The following is a 19,910-nucleotide window of genomic DNA, read 5'->3' as shown; positions in this document are numbered from 1 at the left end:
GGGGTGGGGACTAGGGAGCCGCGGGCGGCTCGGTTCCGGGCCGGGCGGCCGGTCCGGCGGTACCGTCCGCGGACTGCCGTGCGCGGTGGAAGGCGCCGAACCGCGAGCCCGCGTCGCGTGCCGGGCGCCGGGCCGGCGGTGCGTCGGCGGCCTGCGCGGACGCCGAGTGGCGCTGCTCGCGTTCGCGCTCCGCCTCGGCCATGGTGCGGCCGGGGGCTCGCACCGGCAGACCGTTCGGCGTGGTGCCGTCGGGCCGCCGGTGCCGTCGCTGTGCGGGCGGCTCGGGCCGGGCGGCGGGGGGCTCGGTGGCGGCCGGCAGTGCCGCCACCGCGGGGCGCTCGCCGGCCGCCGGCAGTGCCGCGGCGGGGCGCTCGTGCACCTCGGGCACCGGCGCGGGCGCGAGCGCCGCCGGCATGGCCTCGGGCCGGGGGGCCGTCTGGTGCGGGACCAGGTCGCGCTGCTGGGCGAGCAGGTGCAGGGGCAGCAGGACGACGACGCCGGTGCCGCCGCGGGAGGAGGGGCGGTAGTTGACGCTGATGCCGTACTTCACCGCGAGCCGGCCCACCACGGCGAGGCCGAGCCGGGTGCCCTGCAGCGAGGCCAGGTCGGTGACGCGGCCGGTCACGGCCTCCTCGGCGCGGCGCATCGCCGCGTCGGCCATCTTCAGGCCGCTGTCCTCGATGGTGACGACGATGCCGGCGCTGCGGTCCTCGACGTAGACGTGCACCTCGTCGATGGGCGGGGAGAAGTTCGCGGCGTTGTCCATCAGTTCGGCGAGCAGGTGCATCACGCCCTCGGCGGCGAAGCCGGACACCGCGGCGCGGGTGGAGCAGTGCAGGCGCACCCGCTGGTAGGCGGAGATGCGGCCGACGGCGCCGCGCAGGATGCTCTCCATGACGATCGGCTTGTTCCAGGCGCGGCTGGACCTGCCGCCCATGAGCAGCGCCAGCCGGTCGGTCATCAGGCCGAGCTGGGAGGTGCTGTGGTCCAGCTTCAGCAGGTCGCCGAAGACCTCCTCGCCGTGCCGCTCCTGCATGTCCCGCAGGTCGGCGAGCATCCGCACGGCCTTGGCCTGGACGCGGCTGAGGGCCTTGGCGGAGGCGGCCTGGGCCGCGGCGGCGCGCCGTTCGCTGTGGGCGAGTTCGCGGATGAAGGACTCGGCCGGGATGCGCAGTTCGGGCAGCCGGGGCAGCTCGAACTCGGCGAGCACGGTGTCGGCGGACCGGCCCTCGCGCAGCCGGGCGACCGCGGCGGGCAGCGTCTCCTTCACGAAGCGCTCGTACTCGGCCGCCGCCCGGTCCATGTCGTCGCGCAGCGTGCGGTACTCGCCGTCCAGGGCGTCCAGCCGTCGGACGTCCTCCTCGACGACCGCGGCGAACGTGCGGGTCAGCCGCTGGAGGTGCGGGTCGGACGACGGCGGGACGCTGGCCAGTACGTCGGCCGCGCTCGTGCCCTGCCGCAGGCGCTCGGCCACGTCGGGCAGCGTCTGACCGGCCAGGTGGGACATCTCGACCGACAGCCGGGCCGCTTCGGCCCTGAGGCGGTTGTTCTCCGTCTCGCGCTCGGCGGCCGCGCTCCGGGCGCGGTGGACCAGCCGGTGGGCGACGAGGACGGCGGCGGTCACGCACACCCAGGCGACCACCACCACGGCCAGGACCCACGTGGCGGCGTCGGACGGTGCCAGGGCGACCGTCGCGCCGCCGGCGGCGGCGGTCGTCACCGGCACGACCGACCGTGCGGCGAGCGAGGTGCGCGGCGCCCCCGCCGGTTGGTGCTGGCTGGGCGAAGCAGGCACTGGCATGGAGCGGTCCCTCGGTCGGTGAGAGCAGGGGAATCGGGGTGACGGCGCGAAGCGGCCGCGGGCCGGGAAAGGGGTCAGCCGACAGGAAGACGATCTTCCGTCCACGTACGGCTCATGCTAATCACCCTGACGTGCGGGAAAACCCCGCTTGTTGCATGGTCCGTCAGCAATCCGAGTTCGTCGCGAACCCGTCGCCCGTGCGTCCCGCCGTGGTATCCGGGACGGCGCCCGGCGAGTCCGGCCGAAGGGCGCGAATACGGGCAGGGCCCGCTCCGGCGCGACGCCACTTCGCTCCCACCGCGTGGTTCTCACCGCTCCCCGTCCCGCACGAGCTGTCGAATTCCGGCCAACTATACGTACACCCATGCCCGTTGCACGCACGGGCCGGGGGATCAGCCGGGTCGTGGGGTGTGGGAATGCCGTTGATCGTGGAGATTCCGTGACGGCGGCCCGAGGTGGGGCGGCAGACGAGTCGGGCTGTACGCCGGGTTCTGTTCCGGCGGGCCCTCGCGGTCCCGCCGGCGACGGCCATCCATCTAGGACCGGCGTTGCCACCGGCCTCCAGCGGTCTACCCGCGGACTCGGGCGGGCAGCCCTCGAACGTCCGCGCAGGGCCGCCCCTTCTCGCGAGGAGGCGCCCCCTCTTGACCTTGCTCCGGGTGGGGTTTACCTAGCTGCCCAGGTCGCCCTGGGCACTGGTGGTCTCTTACACCACCGTTTCACCCTTACCGGAGACCGAAGTCCCCGGCGGTCTGCTTTCTGTGGCACTGTCCCGCGGGTCACCCCGGGTGGCCGTTAGCCATCACCCTGCCCTGTGGAGCCCGGACGTTCCTCGGGAAGTCCCGTGAGGGACTCCACGCGGCCGCCCGCCCGGCTCGTCTGCCGTGCCGCCCATGCTACCGGGCGCCGACACCACCCCGCCCCGCACGCCCGCGCCCCCGGATCACCTGTCCGGGAGACCGGGAACCGCTCCATCGATCGTGGCACAGGGTGGGCGATGCCGGGGCGTGGCTCAGCGGACGTAGGTCTCGAAGCCCGCGTCCGTGCAGTAGGACGCCACCCGGCCCTCGGCGCCGGGGTCCGCGGTGTCGACCGCCAGGGCGGTGTCCTGGAGGACGTGGCTGCCGGACCGGTCGAGGCCCTCCCGGTCGAGCCGTCGCGCGGCGGCCAGGGCCGCGTATCCGGCGACGTCGGCGTTCTCGGACCGGGCCTTCGTCTGCTGCCAGGTGCCGAGGGCGGAGCAGTAGTGCTCGCGCGTCTCGTCGTCCTGCGCGCTGTCGTGGGACGAGCAGCCGCCCGTCAGTCCAGCGACGGCGACCGCCGTCAGCACGGTCGCGACGACGCGTGCCGCGGACCGTCCGTGTGTGCCCGCCTGCCCCATGAGCGGCCCCTCCCGGTGATCGACTCCGGGTGAGTATGGGCCACCGGCCCCCTCGGAGCCACCCCGTACCCTGGCCAGGAGCTCGACCGAAGGAGTACCTGTGCTTGTCCTGCTGCCGCCGTCGGAGGGTAAGGCGTCGTCCGGCCGGGGCGCCCCGCTGAAGCCTCGGACGCTGTCCCTTCCGGGGCTGACGCCCGCCCGGGAGAGCGTCCTCGCCGAGCTGGTCGAGCTGTGCGCCGGGGCCGAGGAGAAGGCCCGCGAGGTGCTCGGGCTGAGCGAGGGGCTGCGCGGCGAGGTGGCCAAGAACGCGGAGCTGCGGACGGCCGGTGCGCGGCCCGCTAGCGAGATCTACACCGGCGTGCTCTACGACGCCCTGGACCTGGCCTCCCTCGACGCGGCCGCCAGGAGGCGGGCCGCCCGCTGGCTGCTGGTGTTCTCCGGGCTGTGGGGTGCCGTGCGGGTGACCGACCGGATCCCCTCCTACCGGTGCTCGATGGGCGTGAAGCTCCCCGCCCTGGGGGCCCTGGGCGCGTACTGGCGGGCGCCGATGGCCGAGGTGCTGCCGGAGGCCGCCGGGGACGGGCTGGTGCTGGACCTGCGGTCGGCGGCCTACGCGGCGGCGTGGAAGCCGAAGGGCGAGGTGGCCGGGCGGACGGCGTCCGTGCGCGTGCTGCACGCGCCGACCCGGAAGGTGGTCAGCCACTTCAACAAGGCGACGAAGGGGCGGATCGTCCGGAGCCTGCTGACCTCCGGGACCGCGCCGGAGGGCCCCGCGGAGCTGGTGGAGGCGCTGCGCGACCTGGGGTACGCGGTGGAGGCCGAGGCGCCGGCGAGGGCGGGGAAGCCGTGGTCGCTGGACGTGCTGGTGGAGGAGATCCACTGACCCCACCGGGCAGGTGTTGCACCATGCGCAACGACAATTGCAGGGGGTGCACTCGGAGGGCACGATGAGGCCATGACCTCACCGCTGCCCCCCTCACCGCCGCCGGCCTCCCCGTCCGCCTCCCCCGCCGGCTCGGTCCTGGACCTCGCCCCCGTCGTCCCCGTCGTGGTCCTCGACGACCTCGCGGACGCCGTACCGCTCGCCCGCGCGCTCGTCGCCGGCGGGCTGCCCGCGATCGAGGTCACGCTGCGGACGCCGGTCGCGGTCGAGGCGATCCGGGCGATCGCCGAAGAGGTGCCGGACGCGGTGGTCGGCGCGGGCACGCTGATCACGCCGGAACAGGTCGGCGAGGTCGTGGCGGCCGGGGCGCGGTTCCTGGTCAGCCCGGGATGGACGGACACGCTGCTGGAGGCGATGCGCGGGTCCGGCGTGCCGTTCCTGCCGGGGGTGTCGACCACGTCGGAGGTGGTGGCGCTGCTGGAGCGCGGGGTGCGGGAGATGAAGTTCTTCCCGGCCGAGGCCGCGGGCGGCACCGCCTACCTGAAGGCGCTCGCCGCCCCGCTGCCTCAGGCCCGGTTCTGCCCCACCGGCGGCATCGGGCCGGCCTCCGCTCCGGAGTACCTGGCGCTGCCCAACGTCGGCTGCGTCGGGGGGAGCTGGATGCTGCCGAAGGACGCCGTGGCCGGGCGCGACTGGGCGCGGGTCGAGGCGCTGGCCCGCGCGGCGGCGGGGCTCAGCGCAGGTGGGACGTGTCGTTGAACAGGCGGACGCTGGCGCCGCCGTCGGCGTAGTACGCCACGGCCGACAGGGACGCCGCCGACAGTTCCATGCGGAACAGCGACTCGGGCGGGGCGCCGAGGGCGAGCCGTACGAACGTCTTGATCGGCGTCACGTGCGAGACCAGCAGGACGGTGCGGCCCGCGTGGGCGGAGACCAGCCGGTCGCGGGTGGCGGCGACGCGGGCGCCGGTCGCCGCGAAGCTCTCGCCGCCGCCGGTCGGCTCGGCGTCCGGGGAGGCCAGCCAGGCGTTCAGGTCGTCCGGGTACCGCTCGCGCACCTCGCCGAAGGTGAGCCCCTCCCAGGCGCCGAAGTCGGTCTCGCGCAACCCCTCGTCGACCGTGACCTCCAGGCCCAGGCGGGCGGCGACGACGGCCGCGGTCTCGCGGGTGCGGGCCAGCGGTGACGCGACGATCGCCTGGATCGTGCCGCGCCGGGCGAGGTCCTCGGCGGCCCTGGCGGCCTGCTCGCGGCCGGCGGCGGACAGCGACGGGTCGCTGCCCCCGCTCCCGGAGAACCGCTTCTGCGGCGTCAGGGGCGTCTCGCCGTGCCGGAGCAGTACGAAGGTGGCGGGGGCGCCCATGTCGGGCGGACCCCAGCCGGGCGAGGCCACCGTCCTGGCGGCCCGCGCGTCGTCGTCGCCGCGTCCCGCCCCGGCGACGGGGGACGACAGGGCGTCCGGCGTGGTCCCGGCGGCGACGATGGAGGTCGGGGCACCGGCCGCGGTCCGCGGGGTCCCGGTCGCGTGCAGGTCGGCCGTCGACGCCGACGGCGACCACTGCTCGCCGCGGGCGCCGGCGTCCATCGCCTCGTTGGCCAGGCGGTCGGCGTGCTTGTTGCTCGCGCGGGGGATCCACTCGTAGGTCACCCGGCCCGGCGGGAAGACGCGGGCCGCCTCGGCCGCGAGGGGCTTCATGTCGGGGTGCTTGATCTTCCAGCGGCCCGACATCTGCTCGACGACGAGCTTGGAGTCCATCCGGACGTGGACGGACGCCGCGGGGTCGAGCCGGTGCGCGGCGCGCAGGCCGGCCAGCAGGCCGCGGTACTCGGCGACGTTGTTGGTGGCGACGCCGAGGTACTCGGCGACCTCGGCCAGGGTCTCCCCCGTCACCGCGTCGCTCACCACCGCGCCGTAGCCCGCGGGCCCCGGGTTGCCCCGCGACCCGCCGTCGGCCTCCACGACGAACTCCCGCGGCGGACCCGCCGCCGGATCTGCCCCCGCGCTCACCGCACCGGCCCCCTACAGCCCGGAGTCGGCCGTGCGCACGAGGATGCGGCGGCAGTTCTCGCAGCGGACGACGGTGTCGGGCGCCGCCGAGCGGATCTCGCTCAGCTCGGTGATGGCCAGCTCCTGGCGGCATCCCTGGCAGCTGCGCTGGTACAGCTTGGCCGCGCCGACGCCGCCCTGCTGCTCGCGGAGCTTGTCGTAGAGCTTCAGCAGGTCCGCGGGGACGGCACCCGCGATCACCTCGCGGTCCTTGGCCACCGAGGCCGCCTGGCCGTCGAGCTCCTCGACGGCCGAGTCCCGGCGCCCGGTGGCGTCGTCGATCCGGCCCTGCACGGAGCCGACCCGCTCGGTCAGCTCGGCGACCCGCTCCTGCGCGGACTCGCGGCGCTCCATGACCTCGAGGACGACGTCCTCCAGGTCGCCCTGCCGCTTGGCGAGGGAGGCGATCTCGCGCTGGAGGTTCTCCAGGTCCTTCGGGGAGGTGACGGCTCCCGAGTCCAGGCGCTGCTGGTCGCGGGCGGCGCGCTGGCGCACCTGGTCCACGTCCTGCTCGGCCTTGGTCTGCTCGCGGGCGCAGTCGCTCTCCTCGGTCTGCGCGGCGACGAGCAGGTCGCGCAGCTGGGTGAGGTCCTTGGTCAGCGACTCGATCTCGGCGTGCTCGGGCAGCGACCGCTTCTTGTGCGCGAGCTGCTGGAGGCGGACGTCGAGGTCCTGGACGTCGAGGAGTCGGATCTGGTCGGCGGGCGCGGCGTTCAGTTGGGGGCTCCCATGGTGTTCGCTGTCGTGGTGGACGCCGCGTGGGCGGTCCAGGGGTCGGTGACCGTGCGGGACACGTGGACCCGGAGGTCCCATCCGTTGCGGTCGGAGATCTCGTCGAGCTGGGCTGCGGCCAGCTCGCACCAGGGCCACTCGGTGGCCCAGTGCGCGGCGTCGAGCAGCGCGAGAGGACTGTGGGCGCGATCCGCCGTGAACTCGGACACCGGGTGGTGGCGCAGGTCCGCGGTGAGGAAGGCGTCGACGCCCGCCGCCCGTACGTGGTCGAAGAGGCTGTCGCCGGAGCCGCCGCTGACGGCGACCGTGCGGACGACCGCCTCGGGGTCGCCGGCGACCCGGATGCCCTGCGCGGTGGCGGGCAGCCGCTCGGCGGCGCGGGCGGCGAGCTCGCGGACGGTGAGCGGGTGCTCCAGCGCGCAGACGCGGCCCAGGCCGCGGCGGCCCTCGGGGTCGGACGGGTCCGGCACCAGGGGGCGTACGACGCGGAGGTCGAGGGCGCCGGCCAGCGCGTCGGAGACGCCGGGGTCGGCGGTGTCGGCGTTGGTGTGGGCGACGTGCAGGGCGACGTCGTTCTTGATGAGCGTGTGCACCACGCGGCCCTTGGAGGTGGAGGCCGCGACCGTCGTCGTCCCGCGCAGGTACAGCGGGTGGTGGGTCACCAGCAGGCCGGCGCCCAGCTCCACCGCCTCGTCGGCGATCTCCTGGACCGGGTCGACGGCGAACAGGACCCGGGAGACCTCCTGGTCGGGGTCGCCCGCGACGGTGCCGACCGCGTCCCAGGACTCGGCCCGCTCGGCGGGCCACAGGTTCTCCAGCGCGGCGATGACTTCTGACAGACGGGGCACGCACGCAAGGCTACCTGGAGCTTCTGGGCCGCTGTACCCGCCGCGGGCCGGTCCGGGCGGACCGGCACCGTCCAGCACACACCTCCGGCTTTCCTCAGGCGAACCGTTCCTGCGCCACCCGTATGTGTGATGGAGGCCGTCTCCGGTCCCCCGCGTGTGCGTACGAAAACTAGCTTCATCGCCGGAGGTGACCGAACGATGACGGTCTGTGCTATCGAGCCTTCGGCGGACCACGGGGACGACGGCCCGGAGAACGCCGGGACACCGCGGGCGGCCTGCGCCATCACCGCGGAGGGCGCCTACGCCGCCCGCCTCGCCCCGGCCGGCGACTCCTGGTACCCGGAGCGCTGGACCCTGGACGGTCCGGAACCGTACGCGGTGCCGCTGCCCGGCCATCAGCCGGAGGAGCCCGGCACCGAGGTGCAGCCGATGGCCGACGGGCGGGTCCTGGTCCACCGCGTCGCGGCCGGGCGGCACCTCTTCGCGCTGCTGTACCCGACCGGGCCCGGCACCGGGGAGCAGCCGCTGGGCGCGATCGAGTGCCCGGACGGCACCGCACCGCCGCGGCTGCTGCCGCCGGTGCCGGGCGGCGAGCGGGCGTACGCCCTGGCCGTCGGCCCGCGCTCGACGGCGCTGTGGCAGGTGGCGGGGGACTCGTCCGGGCCCCGGCACCTCGCGGAGATCCCCGGCCGGTGCTCGGGCGGGGTCTGGCTGGACCGCGAGGGGCGGATGCTGGCCGTGGACCGCGAGACCGGCGGGCGCACCAAGGCGGTCGTGGTGGACCTGGGGTGCGGCGGCGAGGTGTCGCCGCTGCTGCAGATCGCCGCGGACAGCGACGACCGGATACTGCTGGCCGACCCGGACAGCGGGCTGGTGCTGATCCGCTCGGACGCGCCCTCGCCGGGGCACGCCCGGCTGGGCTGGGGGGTGCTGGGCAGCACCCTGCCGGTGCGGTTCCCGGAATGCCTGCGGCTGCCGGACTGCGCCGTGACGCCGTTCGCGGTCCAGCCGGGTCAGATGCTGACGCCGGAGCGCTGCGGGGTGGCGCTGCGGGTGGACGGCGCGCTGGGCAGCTGGGTCGGGGTGTGGCGGCCGGTCGAACGACGGGTGCGGCATCTCGCGGCGCCCGAGGGATGGCTGGCGGGGGCCGGGACGTGGACGGCGGGCGGCGAGCTCCGTCTGCCGTACGCCACCCGGGAGTCGCCGTGCGGGGTGGCCAGGCTGACGGTCCCCTTCGCCGAGGACGGGCTGACCGACGCCACGGAGCCGGGGACTTCGGCGGGACTGGAGGCTCCGGCCTCCGCTCCGTCGCGTCCGGTTCCGCTGCAACAGGCCCCTCTGGCACGGCTTGTAACGAACTAGTGCCGGTCGGCGTGGCCGCCTGGATCCGGGCCGCGGTGTGCCGGTTACACTCGCCCGGCTTCAGGAAAGATCATGTTGACGGGGTGAATTCCTACCGATGAACGACGCCAGCACGACCCAGCCGATCCAGGCCGCCGGTGCCGACGTTCGAACGACCGACACCGGCCACGGCCGGCACCGAGGACCGGTCTCCAGCCAGGACGACGCGGCCACGCCGCGCGGCCGCCACCGCAAGCCGGTGGAGGAGACCGAAACGGCGGCCTGACGGCACGCCGAGCACACCGGAAGACACGGCCCCGCACGTCGCTCGCGACGTGCGGGGCCGTCGTCGTCGCCGGCGCGGGCCCCGGCGGTCAGCCGTGCCGCACCAGGGTGTCGGCGAGGACGGCCGCGTCGTCGCGCTCGACGGCGCCGACCGCCACCCGTACGACGCCGTCGCCCCGCCACATGCGCACCCGCAGGGTCTCCCCCGGGTACACGACCCCGGCGAAGCGCGTGCGGTACGCGCGCACCCGGGTCACGTCCCCGTCGAGCAGCGTGTCCACGACCGTCTTCAGCGTGCTGCCGTAGGTGCACAGTCCGTGCAGGACCGGCCGGCCGAACCCGGCGCGCGCGGCGAACGCCGGGTCGGCGTGCAGCGGGTTCCAGTCGCCGGAGAGCCGGTAGAGCAGGGCCTGGCCCTCGCGGACGGGGCGCTCGACGACCAGGTCGGGCTCCCCGGCCGGTGGCGGCGCCGGGCGGCCGGACGGGCCCCGCTCGCCGCCCCACCCGCCCTCCCCGCGGACGAAGACCTCGGCCTCGTCGGTCCACAGCGGCCCCGCGGCGTCCGCGGCCTCGGTGCGCAGGACGAGGACGGCCGCCGTGCCCTTGTCGTGCACGGCGACGACGCGCGAGGTCGCCCTCGCCCGGCCGCGCGCCGGGACGGGCCGGTGGATCTCGAGGCCCTGTCCGCCGTGCAGCACCCGGGCGAGGTCGACGTCGACGCCGGGCACGGACAGCGTGCCGATCACGCCCGGCGGGCCGCCGCCCGCGACGGTGGCGAAGCTCGGCAGGGCCCGCAGCCGGGACTCCAGCGTGTAGCGCAGCTCGCGCGGGTCGGTGGCGGGGACGCCGGCGCCGATGCCGAGGTGGTAGAGCAGGACGTCCTTGTGGTCCCAGGCGATCTCGCGGACGCGGGGTGCGGCGGCGAGCGCCCGGGCTGCGTCGATGGGCATGCGTCTCCTGTCGGCACGGTGCTGGACGGCGACGACCGTACGGGACGCCGGCCACCCGGGACACGGGTCCTGCCGCACTCCGGACCGGGGCGCCCGGTCGCGGTCCGCGCGGGCCCGGTTACGGCACGTCCCAAGAGAAGGTCAAGAAATCGTTAGGGACTCGAAGCAACGGAATAGTTGCCCGGGCGCACGAGGTTCAGCCTGCACACGTCACGCATCGCATTCGCCCGACTCCCCGGCCTGGAGGCCTCACTCAATGTCCCACACGACGACCGACGAAACAGCGCGCAGAGCGAGCGGGGCCACCGTCCCGGTGCTCGCCTTCGCGGGCATCGTCGTCGCGGTGATGCAGACCCTGCTCGTCCCGGTCATCAAGGACCTGCCCCGGCTCCTGGACACCACGCCCGGCAACGCCACCTGGGTCCTGACCTCCACGCTCCTGTCCGGAGCCGTCGCCACGCCGATCATGGGCCGCCTCGGCGACCTGTACGGCAAGCGGCGCATGCTGATCGTCAGCCTGTCCGTGATGGTGGCCGGCGCGCTGGTCAGCGCCTTCACCGCCGCCCTGCTGCCCATGATCGTCGGCCGTACGCTCCAGGGCTTCGCGATGGGCGCGATACCCCTCGGCATCGGCCTCATGCGCGACATGCTGCCCCGCGAGCGGCTCGGCTCGTCGATGGCCCTCATGAGCTCCTCGATCGGCGTCGGCGGCGGCCTCGCGCTGCCCGCCGCCGCCCTGGTGGCCCAGCACACGGACTGGCACGCCCTGTTCTACGGCGCCGCCGGCCTCGGCGTCGTCGCCATCGCCCTGACCCTCCTGGTCGTACCGGAGTCCCCGCTGCGCGCGAGGGGTTCCTTCGACCTGCCCGGCGCGCTCGGCCTTTCCGCCGGCCTCGTCCTCTTCCTGCTGCCGATCACCAAGGGCAGCGACTGGGGCTGGGGGTCGGCCACCACGCTGGGCCTGTTCGCCGCCGCCGTCGCGGTGCTGCTGCTGTGGGGCCTGATGGAGCTGCGCGTCGCGGCCCCGCTGGTGGACCTGCGCACCACGGCCCGCCGCGAGGTGCTCCTCACCAACCTCGCCTCGATCATGGTCGGCGTCGCCTTCTACGTCGTCTCCCTCGTCCTGCCCCAGCTCCTCCAGCTGCCCTCCGCCACCGGCTACGGCCTCGGCCAGTCGATGGTCGTCGCCGGCCTGTGCGTGGCCCCGCTGGGCCTGACGATGATGTTCACCGCGCCGGTGTACGCCCGCCTGTCCGCCCGTTACGGTCCGCGCACCACCCTGATCATCGGCCTGCTGGTCATCGCGGTCGGCTACGGCGGCGGCCTCGGCCTGATGAGCGCCGCCTGGCAGACCGTCGTCACCTCGGTGCTGCTCGGCGCGGGTATCGGCCTCGCCTACTCGTCGCTGCCCGCGCTGATCGTGGGCGCCGTCCCGGCCTCGGAGACGGGCTCGGCCAACGGCCTCAACACCCTGATGCGGTCCATCGGCACGTCGGTGTCCAGCGCCGTCATCGGCATGGTGCTCGCCAACACCTCGACCACCGTCGGGGGCGTGGCGGTCCCGACCATGCACGGCTTCCGGATCTCCTTCCTGATCGCGACCGTCGCGGTCGCCGCCGGACTCGCGCTGGCCTTCTTCCTGCCGCGCAGGCGCCCGGCGGCCACCACGCAGCTGCGGGCGAGCAGCGAGGAGGACGAGAACCTGGCGCGCGCCGAGGAGGCGCTGCGGGGCTTCCGGGGCCGGGTGCTGGCCGCCGACGGCGTGCCCGTCGCCCGCGCCAAGGTCACGCTGATCGACCGCCACGGCCGTCAGGCGGGCGCGACGCTCTCCGCCGGGGACGGCAGTTACACGCTCGCCGTGCCGGCCGAGGGCCCGTACGTCCTGGCCGCCCGTGCCGCGGGGCACGGCCCGCTCGCCCACGCGGCGACCCACGGGGGTGACGAGCGCCCGGTCGACCTGGACCTGTCCCTGCCGGGCGACCCGGTCTCCGCCTGACCCGCGCCGCCCACCCCGGAGCACCCCCTGTCGCGGCGCGCGGCGGGGGGTGCGGCAGCATGGGGCGCCAGCACGCACGCACCACCGGGAGGACCCCCATGCCCGCGGCACCCACGCCGGAGATCCTGGCCGCCTTCGACGCCGCGAAGGGGTTCATGCCCGCGCACGAGGGACTGGCGCTGTACGCGGCGGCGGCCGAGGCGGGCGGGCTCGGACTGCCGCTCCTCGAGGTCGGCACGTACTGCGGGCGCTCCACCCTGCTGCTGGCCGACGCGGCCCGCCGGGCCGGGGTCACGGCGCTCACCGTCGACCACCACCGGGGCAGCGAGGAGCAGCAGCCGGGCTGGGAGTACCACGACCCGGAGACGGTCGACGCCGAGCTCGGGGTGATGGACACGCTCCCCACCTTCCGCCGCACCCTCCACCGGGCCGGCCTGGAGGAGCACGTGGTGGCCCTCGTCGGCCACTCGCCCCGGGTCGCGGCGGTCTGGAACTCCCCCCTCGGCCTGGTCTTCGTCGACGGCGGCCACACCGACGAGCACGCGAACGCCGACTACGAGGGCTGGGCCCCGCACGTGGCCGACGGCGGCCTGCTGGTCATCCACGACGTCTTCCCGGACCCGGCCGACGAGTTCACCGGCCAGGCCCCGTACCGGGTCTACCTCCGCGCCCTCGCGTCCGGCGCGTTCACCGAGGTCTCGGCCACCGACTCGCTGCGCGTCCTGCGGCGCACGGGCAAGGGGATCTGAGGGCGCCTCCGACGCGTCCGTGTGCGATGGTTCGGCCATGAGCAGCGACTACGACCGCGTCCGCACCGGTATCGAGTTCATGACCGCCTACGTCTCCGGGGACGACCTGCTGGCCGAGTACGTCGCCGAGCGGCGCCGGGAGGACCCGCTGGCGACGGAGGCCCTGATGGACGGCGCGGCGGCTCTCTGCGCGCAGCTGCTGCGCACCATGGCGCGGGTGACGGGCAAGACCGAGCACGAACTCCTCCAGGAGCTGGCCCGGGGCACCTACCGGCACGAGCAGCAGTCCGACGACGACTGACCGGGCGCGCGTGCGCCGCCGCGGTCCGGCGACGGGGTCCGGGGCGGGCCCCGGGGGGCCCTGCGGAGCCCGCCGGGGGCCTCTAAGGTGGCTGACGTGTCGTACACAGGCCCGGACTTCGATCCTCCCCAGCCCCGCCGTTCCCGTCTGCGCCGCCCGCTGACCGTGGCGCTCGCCGCGCTCGTCCCCGGGGCGCTGCTCGGGTGGGGGGTGTACGCCGCGGTCGGCGGCCCGGGCGACGGAGGCGGCGGCACGGACCGGGCGAGCGGCGCGTCGGCGTCGCCGGCACCGTCCTCCGGCGGTCCCGCGTCCCCCACCGCGGACGCCAAGAGGCCCACCGGCACGTCGCCCGCGTCCGCGGACGGCACGTCCCCCGCGTCCCCGCGGGCGTCCGCGCCCGCCGCCGGGTCCGGCCCGCTGAAGGGCAAGGTCGTCGTCATCGACCCGGGGCACAACCCGGGCAACTTCCGGCACTCGTCCGAGATCAACCGGCAGGTGGACATCGGCACGAACCGCAAGGAGTGCGACACGACCGGCACGTCCACCAACGCGGGCTGGCCCGAGGCGAAGTTCACCCTCGACGTGGCCCACCGGCTGCGCACGCTCCTGGAGGAGCAGGGCGCCACGGTGAGACTGACGCAGGACGGCGACCGCCCCTTCGGTCCCTGCGTGGACGAACGGGCCCGGATCGGCAACGAGGCGCGTGCGGACGCCGCGATCTCCATCCATGCCGACGGCGCGGGGGCCGGCAACCGCGGCTTCCACGTCATCCTGCCGGGCAGGGTGCACGACGGTGCCGCCGACACCCGCGCCATCGTCGCTCCCTCCGCCGAACTCGGCCAGCGCATCGCGGGCAACTTCGTCCGGGTCACGGGCAGCGCGCCCGCCAACTACCTGGGCGGCGGTACCGGTCTCGTCACGCGCACGGACCTGGGCGGTCTCAATCTGTCAACGGTTCCCAAGGTGTTCATCGAGTGCGGCAACATGCGCGACAGCGCGGACGCGGCACTGCTGACCAGCGGCGAGTGGCGGCAGAAGGCGGCACAGGGGATGTCTGAGGGAATCGTGAGTTTCCTGCGCGGGTAGCGATCACCGCGCAGATCCCTGCGGACAGGTCCGCCGTACGGACGATAGTGTCGTCCGTACGATGAGGGGTCACCCCCGCGCTTCCCATCAGGGCCCGACGGCGACATGGTGACAGCGACGCCTCTACCGACGACGAGACGACCTACGAAGGACCTGAAGTGAATATCCGCTCCCTCACTCGAGGCGACGGCGTGGTGATCGGAGCAGCGGTGTTGCTGTTCATCGCGTCGTTCCTCGATCTCTACTCGATCGACGGCGTGCCCGACAGTGTCGAAATGCCCAACTTGTGGGAAAGCGGCCCGGTCCTGATGGGGGTCGTCCTCGCGGGCATCATCGCCGCCGCTCTCGTCGTGGTCTCCCGGGGGCTGCCGCAGCCCCGGAAGATCGCGGGGCTCGAACTCGGGCAGTTCGGCGCCGCCTTCGCGATCTTCGCCGCGTGGAGCGCGCTCGGCAACGTCTTCGACCCGGCCGGCGGCACGGACAACTTCGGCAGCTCCTCCGGCGGTCCGGACGCGGGCATGGGCCTGATCCTCGCCCTCATCGCGACGCTGGTCATGGCCGCCGCCGCCCTCGCCACCCCGCTCGTCCCCGCCCTCAGGAGCCCGCTCGTGCCGGCCCAGCGTCCGGCCGCGCCGCAGCCCTACGGCGCCCAGCCGCAGGGTGGTTACGGCTACCCGGGTGCGCAGCAGCAGCCGTACGGCGGACAGCCGGGTCAGCCCGGCCAGCCCGGCCAGCCGTCGTTCGGCGGTCAGCCGCAGCAGGGCCAGCCGCAGCCGCAGGCCCCGCAGCCGCAGCAGGCGCAGGCCCAGCCGGCCGGGGACTTCTCGCCGTTCTGGTTCGCCGTGCCGGTGCCGCGTCCGCTGTTCGCGGAGGACGGCTCGCCGACGCCGATCGCCGAACTGGCGCCGGGCACCTGGTACCTGGCCGTCGAGCAGCGCGGCGCGAACCTGGTCGCCCAGACGCAGGACGGCCGTCGCGGCGTCCTCCAGGACACCTCGGGCATCCAGCGCGGCTGACCTTCGAAGGATCCGAACAGACTCAACGGCCCCCCGTCCGGACGCAGTTCCGGGCGGGGGGCCGTCCGCGCAGGTTTCCCCCGGGCTTCCGGGGCCATACGCAAGGCATGTCTAGATACCACGGTTCCAGCACCGCGGGCCGGGCCATCGCGATCGTCGCGGACGTCATGGCCTTCATCCTCGGCCTGTGGATACTGATGTACCTGTTGGACGCCAACCGGGCCAACGACCTGGTGCGGTTCGTCCATGACGCGGCCGACTGGCTGGCCGGCTGGTCGCGGGACCTCTTCACGTTCGACGAGGCCTGGGCGCGCGTCGTCGCCGGGTACGGTCTGGCCGCCGTCGTCTACCTCTTCGTCGGCCACGCCATCGCCGGCCGGCTCGGCCACCGCTGACCCGCCGGCCTCCCGGTCAGACGCAGCAGTCCGGGTCGAGGCCCTTCGGCAGCCGGTCGCCCGAGAAGACCTGGCAGGTCGCCTCGTGGCCGCCGAGCGCGGCGACGGCGAGCAGCAGGGAACCGGCCGTCCAGGAGGTCAGTTCGCGCGGCCAGACGACCTGGTCGTCGAAGACGTACCCGGTCCAGTACAGGCCGCTTTCGGCGTCCCGCAGGTGCTGGATGGACTGGAGGATCTCCAGGGCGCGGTCGGACTCGCCCACCGCCCACAGCGCGAGGGCGAGTTCGGCCGATTCGCCGCCCGTCACCCACGGGTTGGGGACGACGCAGCGCACGCCGAGGCCGGGGACGACGAAGCGGTCCCAGCCCTCCTCGATGCGCGACCTGGCCTCCGTGCCGGTCAGCGCGCCGCCCAGCACCGGGTAGTACCAGTCCATCGAGTAGCGGTCCTTGTCCAGGAACCGCTCCGGGTGGCGGCGGATGGCGTGCCGCAGCGCGCCGACGGCCAACTCCCAGTCAGGCTGCGGCTCTTCGCGCTGCTCGGCGATGGCGAGGGCGCAGCGCAGCGCGTGGTGGACGGAGGAGCTGCCGGTGAGCAGCGCGTCGTTCGCCGGGGTGCCGTCGTCGTCGCGCCGCCAGCCGATCTGGCCGCCGGGCCGCTGGAGTCGCAGCACGAACTCGGTCGCGGCGACGACGACCGGCCACATCCGGTCCAGGAACGTGTCGTCGCCGGTGGCGAGGTAGTGGTGCCAGACGCCCACGGCGACGTAGGCGACGAAGTTGGTCTCCCGGCCGCGGTCGGTGACGTCGGCGAAGTCGCCGTCGGCGTAGGCGGCGTACCAGGAGCCGTCCTGGTTCTGGTGCCGGGCCAGCCACGCGTACGCGCGCTCGGCGGCGTCGTGCTCGCCGGCCGCGTCCAGGGCCATCGCCGCCTCGACGTGGTCCCAGGGGTCGAGGTGGTGCCCGCGGAACCACGGGATGGCGCCGTCCTCGCGCTGTACGGCGAGGATGCCGCGGACGGTGGCCGCGGCCTGCTCGTCGGTGAGAACGCCGGGCAGGACGAGGTGTTCGGTGCGGGGGGTGCGGGGACTCCTGGGCGACGTCACGCGGCGTCCACCGGCGGGAGGTGCGGCTTGGTCGCGTAGGCCACGAAGCTCTTGCCGATCAGCGGGTTGAGCGCCTGCTCGGCGACCCGGGTCGCCAGCGGCTTCTTCATGATGTCCCAGACCAGCAGCTTGTGGTACGCCCGCACGGGCAGCGCCTTGTCGTTGTCGACGCCGAAGGCGCACTTCAGCCACCAGTACGGCGAGTGCAGCGCGTGCGCGTGGTGGGTGCCGTACGGCTTGAGGCCCGCCTCGCGTATGCGCGCGAGGAGTTCGTCCGCCTTGTAGATGCGGATGTGGCCGCCCTCGACCTCGTGGTAGGCGTCGGACAGCGTCCAGCAGACCTTCTCGGGGCCGTAGCGCGGCACGGTGATGGCGATGCGCCCGCCGGGCCTGAGGACGCGGACCATCTCGGCGAGGACGCCCTTGTCGTCGGGGATGTGCTCCATCACCTCGGAGATGATGACGACGTCGAAGGACTCGTCCGGGAAGGGCAGGGCCAGCGCGTCGCCCTCCATGGCGGTGGCGGTGGCACCGGCCGGTGCCTCACCGGCCTCCTTCATCGCGGCGAACCACTTGGCGACCTCGCGGATCTCCTCGCCGTTCTGGTCCAGCGCGACGACCTGGGCGCCGCGCCGGTAGCACTCGAACGCGTGCCGGCCGGCGCCGCAGCCGAGGTCCAGGACGCGGTCGCCGGGGGCGAGCGGGAACCGGGAGAAGTCGACGGTCAGCACGTGGCCCTGCTTTCGGGATAGACGCCGGTGTCACTGGGGGTCGGGGTCGCGGGCACGATCCTCGGGGTGGTCGTGGCGGCGGGGCCGATGGCCTCGCGGTAGCGGGCGACCGTGCCCTCGGCGGCACGGGCCCAGGTGAAGTGCCGCAGCACGCGGTCGCGTCCGGCCACGCCGAGCCGGGCGCGCAGCTCCGGGTCGCCGAGCAGCCGGTTCAGGCCGGCGGCCAGTGCGCCCGCGTCGCCGGGCGGCACGGCGAGGCAGGTCTCCCCGTCGCGGCCGGCGACCTCCGGAACGGCCCCGCCGGTCGTGGCGAGCAGCGCGGTGCCGGTCGCCATGGCCTCGGCGGCGGGCAGCGAGAACCCCTCGTACAGGGACGGCACGCAGGCGACCTGCGCCGAGCGCACGAGGTCGACGAGTTCGGCGTCCGAGATGCCCTTGACGAACTCGACGGCGCCTTCGAGCCCGTACCGCTCGATCGCCTGGGCGACGGGCCCCTCGGCGGGCCGCTTGCCGACGACGACGAGGTGGGCGTCGGGCTGCTCGGTGCGGACCTTCGCCAGCGCCTCGACGAGGAAGACCAGGCCCTTGAGCGGGACGTCCGCGCTGGACGTGGTCACGATCCGGCCCGGCACCTGCGGCACCGACGGGTCGGGCGAGAACAGGTCGGTGTCGGCGCCGATGTGGACGACGTGGATGCGGTCGCCCCGTACGCCGAGGTGGTCGACGATCTCCTGGCGGGAGGTGCCGGAGACGGTGAGCACGGACGGCAGGCGGCGGGCGACGCGCTTCTGCATGCGGGTGAAGGCGTACCAGCGGCGCACGGACAGGCGGCGCTTGCGGCTGTCGGCGGCGTCCAGTTCGAGCTGCCGGTCCACGGTGATGGGGTGGTGGATGGTGGTGACGAAGGGGGCGCCGACGTCGCCGAGGAGGCCGTAGCCGAGGGTCTGGTTGTCGTGGACGACGTCGAAGTCGCCGCGGCGGGCGCGCAGATGGCGGCGGGCGCGCAGCGAGAACGTCAGCGGCTCGGGGAAGCCGCCGGTCCACATGGTGGCGACCTCGAGGGCGTCGACCCAGTCGCGGTACTCGTCGCGCTTCGGGGTGCGGAAGGGGTCGGGCTGCCGGTAGAGGTCGAGGCTCGGCAGCTCGGTGAGGGACAGCCGGTCGTCGTGCCCCTCGTCGAGCACGGGGTACGGCTGGGCGCCGATGACCTCGACCCGGTGGCCGAGGCGGGCCAGTTCGCGCGACAGATGGCGGACGTAGACGCCCTGGCCGCCGCAGAACGGGTTCCCCTTGTAGGTGAGGAGCGCGATGCGGAGGGGTCGCAAGCCGTCGGCGGCGACCTCCTGACGGGGACCCGCCTGACTGGCCTCAGCGGTCACTCCCGGGCCCCTCTCTCCCTGCTTCGTCCCGCGACACTACGCCGGGACGTTAATCTGGAACAAGTTTCAGACTTGATCGTCAGAGGCCTCGAATCTACCGGCAGGTAAGGGCCCTGTGACGAGTGGATCAGGTGATTCACGCCACGACGGCGGCCCCGGCGGGACACCCGCCGGGCCGGGCGCGGGGAAGAAGGTGACCAAGGTGACCAAGGTGGACAACCCGGTGGCGGGAACGGCGGCCGGACCCGAGCGCCGCTCCCCGCCCTCCGCGCCCCTGACGGAACGGCAGGAGGCGCGCCGTCGCCGCATCCTCCAGGCGAGCGCCCGGCTGGCCGCCCGGGGCGGTTTCGACGCGGTGCAGATGCGCGAGGTCGCCGAGTCCTCGCAGGTGGCCCTGGGCACGCTGTACCGCTACTTCCCGTCCAAGGTGCATCTGCTGGTCGCGACCATGCAGGACCAGCTCGAGCGCCTGCACGCGACGCTGCGCGAGCAGCCGCCGGACGGCGAGACGGCGGCGGAGCGGGTGGCGCAGACCCTGATGCGGGCCTTCGGCGCCCTCCAGCGCGAGCCGCGGCTGGCCGAGGCGATGGCCCGCGCCCTCACCTTCGCCGACCGCAGCGTCTCCCCCGAGGTCGACCAGGTCTCCCGGCAGACCACGGCGATCATCCTGGACGCGATGGGCGGCCCGGACCACCCGGCCCCCGAGCGGCTCTCCGCGGTCCGTGTCGTCGAGCACACCTGGCACTCCACCCTGATCGCCTGGCTCGCGGGCCGCGCGTCCCTCGACCAGGTGAAGGTGGACATCGACACGGTGTGCCGTCTGCTCGACCTGACGGAGGCCGGGGAGGCGAACACCCCGGTCCGGTGAACCGGACCGGGAGCCCTTC

At 74.4% G+C, this 19,910-nt stretch carries 20 protein-coding genes and 1 other RNA gene; 11 read left to right on the top strand and 10 right to left on the bottom strand.

Annotated elements, in window-relative coordinates; all coding sequences use genetic code 11:
* Positions 1-10 precede the first annotated feature (10 nt).
* The 3 genes from ACFWJB_RS14305 to ACFWJB_RS14295 form a co-directional block, all read right to left on the bottom strand.
* Entirely contained in the window at positions 11-1,801 is a 1,791-nt protein-coding gene (locus ACFWJB_RS14305) for an ATP-binding protein (protein ID WP_386922399.1), read from the bottom strand.
* A gap of 464 nt (positions 1,802-2,265) precedes the next feature.
* An RNA gene (rnpB, locus tag ACFWJB_RS14300) (RNase P RNA component class A) lies at positions 2,266-2,679 on the bottom strand.
* A 134-nt stretch (positions 2,680-2,813) separates the two neighbouring features.
* Positions 2,814-3,182, bottom strand: coding sequence for a hypothetical protein (locus ACFWJB_RS14295; RefSeq protein ID WP_385469973.1), 369 nt, complete (start codon positions 3,180-3,182; stop codon positions 2,814-2,816).
* A gap of 100 nt (positions 3,183-3,282) precedes the next feature.
* On the opposite strand from ACFWJB_RS14295, the gene yaaA reads away from it, so the two are divergent.
* Together yaaA and eda are read left to right on the top strand one after the other, a co-directional pair.
* Positions 3,283-4,065, top strand: coding sequence for a peroxide stress protein YaaA (yaaA, locus tag ACFWJB_RS14290; protein ID WP_385469975.1), 783 nt, complete (start codon positions 3,283-3,285; stop codon positions 4,063-4,065).
* A gap of 72 nt (positions 4,066-4,137) precedes the next feature.
* Positions 4,138-4,824 (top strand): bifunctional 4-hydroxy-2-oxoglutarate aldolase/2-dehydro-3-deoxy-phosphogluconate aldolase, encoded by a 687-nt coding sequence (gene eda, locus ACFWJB_RS14285; protein WP_385469977.1) that lies wholly within the window; start codon positions 4,138-4,140, stop codon positions 4,822-4,824.
* Here eda and ACFWJB_RS14280 read toward each other — a convergent pair.
* The 3 genes from ACFWJB_RS14280 to ACFWJB_RS14270 are packed head-to-tail and all read right to left on the bottom strand — an operon-like array spanning position 4,799 to position 7,689.
* A complete protein-coding gene (locus tag ACFWJB_RS14280) occupies positions 4,799-6,070 on the bottom strand; it encodes a bifunctional RNase H/acid phosphatase (protein WP_386922396.1) in 1,272 nt (423 codons plus the stop codon). The genes eda and ACFWJB_RS14280 overlap by 26 nt on opposite strands.
* Positions 6,071-6,082: 12 nt before the next feature.
* Entirely contained in the window at positions 6,083-6,826 is a 744-nt protein-coding gene (locus ACFWJB_RS14275; RefSeq protein ID WP_385469987.1) for a zinc ribbon domain-containing protein, read from the bottom strand.
* The gene (locus ACFWJB_RS14270; protein WP_385469981.1) at positions 6,823-7,689 is read right to left on the bottom strand and encodes a Nif3-like dinuclear metal center hexameric protein; all 867 of its coding nucleotides are present in this window, start codon (positions 7,687-7,689) and stop codon (positions 6,823-6,825) included. The genes ACFWJB_RS14275 and ACFWJB_RS14270 overlap by 4 nt, the downstream gene beginning before the upstream one ends.
* Positions 7,690-7,887: 198 nt before the next feature.
* Between ACFWJB_RS14270 and ACFWJB_RS14265 the strand changes: the two genes are divergently transcribed.
* Together ACFWJB_RS14265 and ACFWJB_RS14260 are read left to right on the top strand one after the other, a co-directional pair.
* Positions 7,888-9,051: a hypothetical protein gene (locus tag ACFWJB_RS14265; protein WP_386922394.1), complete on the top strand. Its 1,164-nt coding sequence runs from the start codon at positions 7,888-7,890 to the stop codon at positions 9,049-9,051.
* Between the two features lie 97 nt (positions 9,052-9,148).
* The gene (locus ACFWJB_RS14260; RefSeq protein ID WP_385469985.1) at positions 9,149-9,316 is read left to right on the top strand and encodes a hypothetical protein; all 168 of its coding nucleotides are present in this window, start codon (positions 9,149-9,151) and stop codon (positions 9,314-9,316) included.
* 88 nt (positions 9,317-9,404) lie between these two features.
* On the opposite strand, the gene ACFWJB_RS14255 is transcribed toward ACFWJB_RS14260, so the two are convergent.
* Positions 9,405-10,265 (bottom strand): MaoC/PaaZ C-terminal domain-containing protein, encoded by an 861-nt coding sequence (locus ACFWJB_RS14255; protein WP_386922392.1) that lies wholly within the window; start codon positions 10,263-10,265, stop codon positions 9,405-9,407.
* A 256-nt stretch (positions 10,266-10,521) separates the two neighbouring features.
* Between ACFWJB_RS14255 and ACFWJB_RS14250 the strand changes: the two genes are divergently transcribed.
* The 6 genes from ACFWJB_RS14250 (at position 10,522) to ACFWJB_RS14225 (ending at position 15,808) form a co-directional block, all read left to right on the top strand.
* Positions 10,522-12,261 carry an MFS transporter gene (locus ACFWJB_RS14250; RefSeq protein ID WP_385467921.1) on the top strand — a complete coding sequence of 580 codons (1,740 nt, stop codon included), beginning with the start codon at positions 10,522-10,524 and terminating at the stop codon, positions 12,259-12,261.
* Positions 12,262-12,359: 98 nt separating this feature from the next.
* A complete protein-coding gene (locus tag ACFWJB_RS14245; RefSeq protein ID WP_385467917.1) occupies positions 12,360-13,010 on the top strand; it encodes a class I SAM-dependent methyltransferase in 651 nt (216 codons plus the stop codon).
* 37 nt (positions 13,011-13,047) lie between these two features.
* Complete coding sequence (locus ACFWJB_RS14240; protein WP_189228049.1) at positions 13,048-13,311, top strand: hypothetical protein; 264 nt, start codon at positions 13,048-13,050, stop codon at positions 13,309-13,311.
* Positions 13,312-13,407: 96 nt separating this feature from the next.
* Positions 13,408-14,397, top strand: a complete 990-nt coding sequence (locus tag ACFWJB_RS14235) for an N-acetylmuramoyl-L-alanine amidase (protein WP_386922389.1) — start codon at positions 13,408-13,410, stop codon at positions 14,395-14,397.
* Between the two features lie 158 nt (positions 14,398-14,555).
* The gene (locus ACFWJB_RS14230) at positions 14,556-15,413 is read left to right on the top strand and encodes a hypothetical protein (protein ID WP_386922387.1); all 858 of its coding nucleotides are present in this window, start codon (positions 14,556-14,558) and stop codon (positions 15,411-15,413) included.
* Between the two features lie 107 nt (positions 15,414-15,520).
* Entirely contained in the window at positions 15,521-15,808 is a 288-nt protein-coding gene (locus ACFWJB_RS14225) for a hypothetical protein (protein WP_385467906.1), read from the top strand.
* Between the two features lie 16 nt (positions 15,809-15,824).
* On the opposite strand, the gene ACFWJB_RS14220 is transcribed toward ACFWJB_RS14225, so the two are convergent.
* From ACFWJB_RS14220 to ACFWJB_RS14210, 3 genes are read right to left on the bottom strand one after another with little or no spacing between them, the layout of a single operon-like run.
* Positions 15,825-16,913: a prenyltransferase gene (locus ACFWJB_RS14220; protein ID WP_386922384.1), complete on the bottom strand. Its 1,089-nt coding sequence runs from the start codon at positions 16,911-16,913 to the stop codon at positions 15,825-15,827.
* Positions 16,910-17,644, bottom strand: a complete 735-nt coding sequence (locus ACFWJB_RS14215) for a class I SAM-dependent methyltransferase (protein ID WP_386922382.1) — start codon at positions 17,642-17,644, stop codon at positions 16,910-16,912. The genes ACFWJB_RS14220 and ACFWJB_RS14215 overlap by 4 nt, the downstream gene beginning before the upstream one ends.
* Positions 17,638-19,023, bottom strand: a complete 1,386-nt coding sequence (locus ACFWJB_RS14210) for a glycosyltransferase family 4 protein (RefSeq protein WP_386922380.1) — start codon at positions 19,021-19,023, stop codon at positions 17,638-17,640. Before ACFWJB_RS14210 ends, ACFWJB_RS14215 begins: the two co-directional genes overlap by 7 nt.
* A 211-nt stretch (positions 19,024-19,234) precedes the next feature.
* Here ACFWJB_RS14210 and ACFWJB_RS14205 point away from each other — a divergent pair, with 211 nt between their 5' ends.
* Complete coding sequence (locus ACFWJB_RS14205; protein ID WP_385467926.1) at positions 19,235-19,891, top strand: TetR family transcriptional regulator; 657 nt, start codon at positions 19,235-19,237, stop codon at positions 19,889-19,891.
* Positions 19,892-19,910 lie beyond the last annotated feature (19 nt).

This window comes from Streptomyces sp. NPDC127100, from assembly GCF_042724095.1.
Lineage (GTDB): Bacteria > Actinomycetota > Actinomycetes > Streptomycetales > Streptomycetaceae > Streptomyces.
Note: the sequence above shows the minus strand (reverse complement) of the source record. Positions and strands in the feature narration are given on the sequence as shown.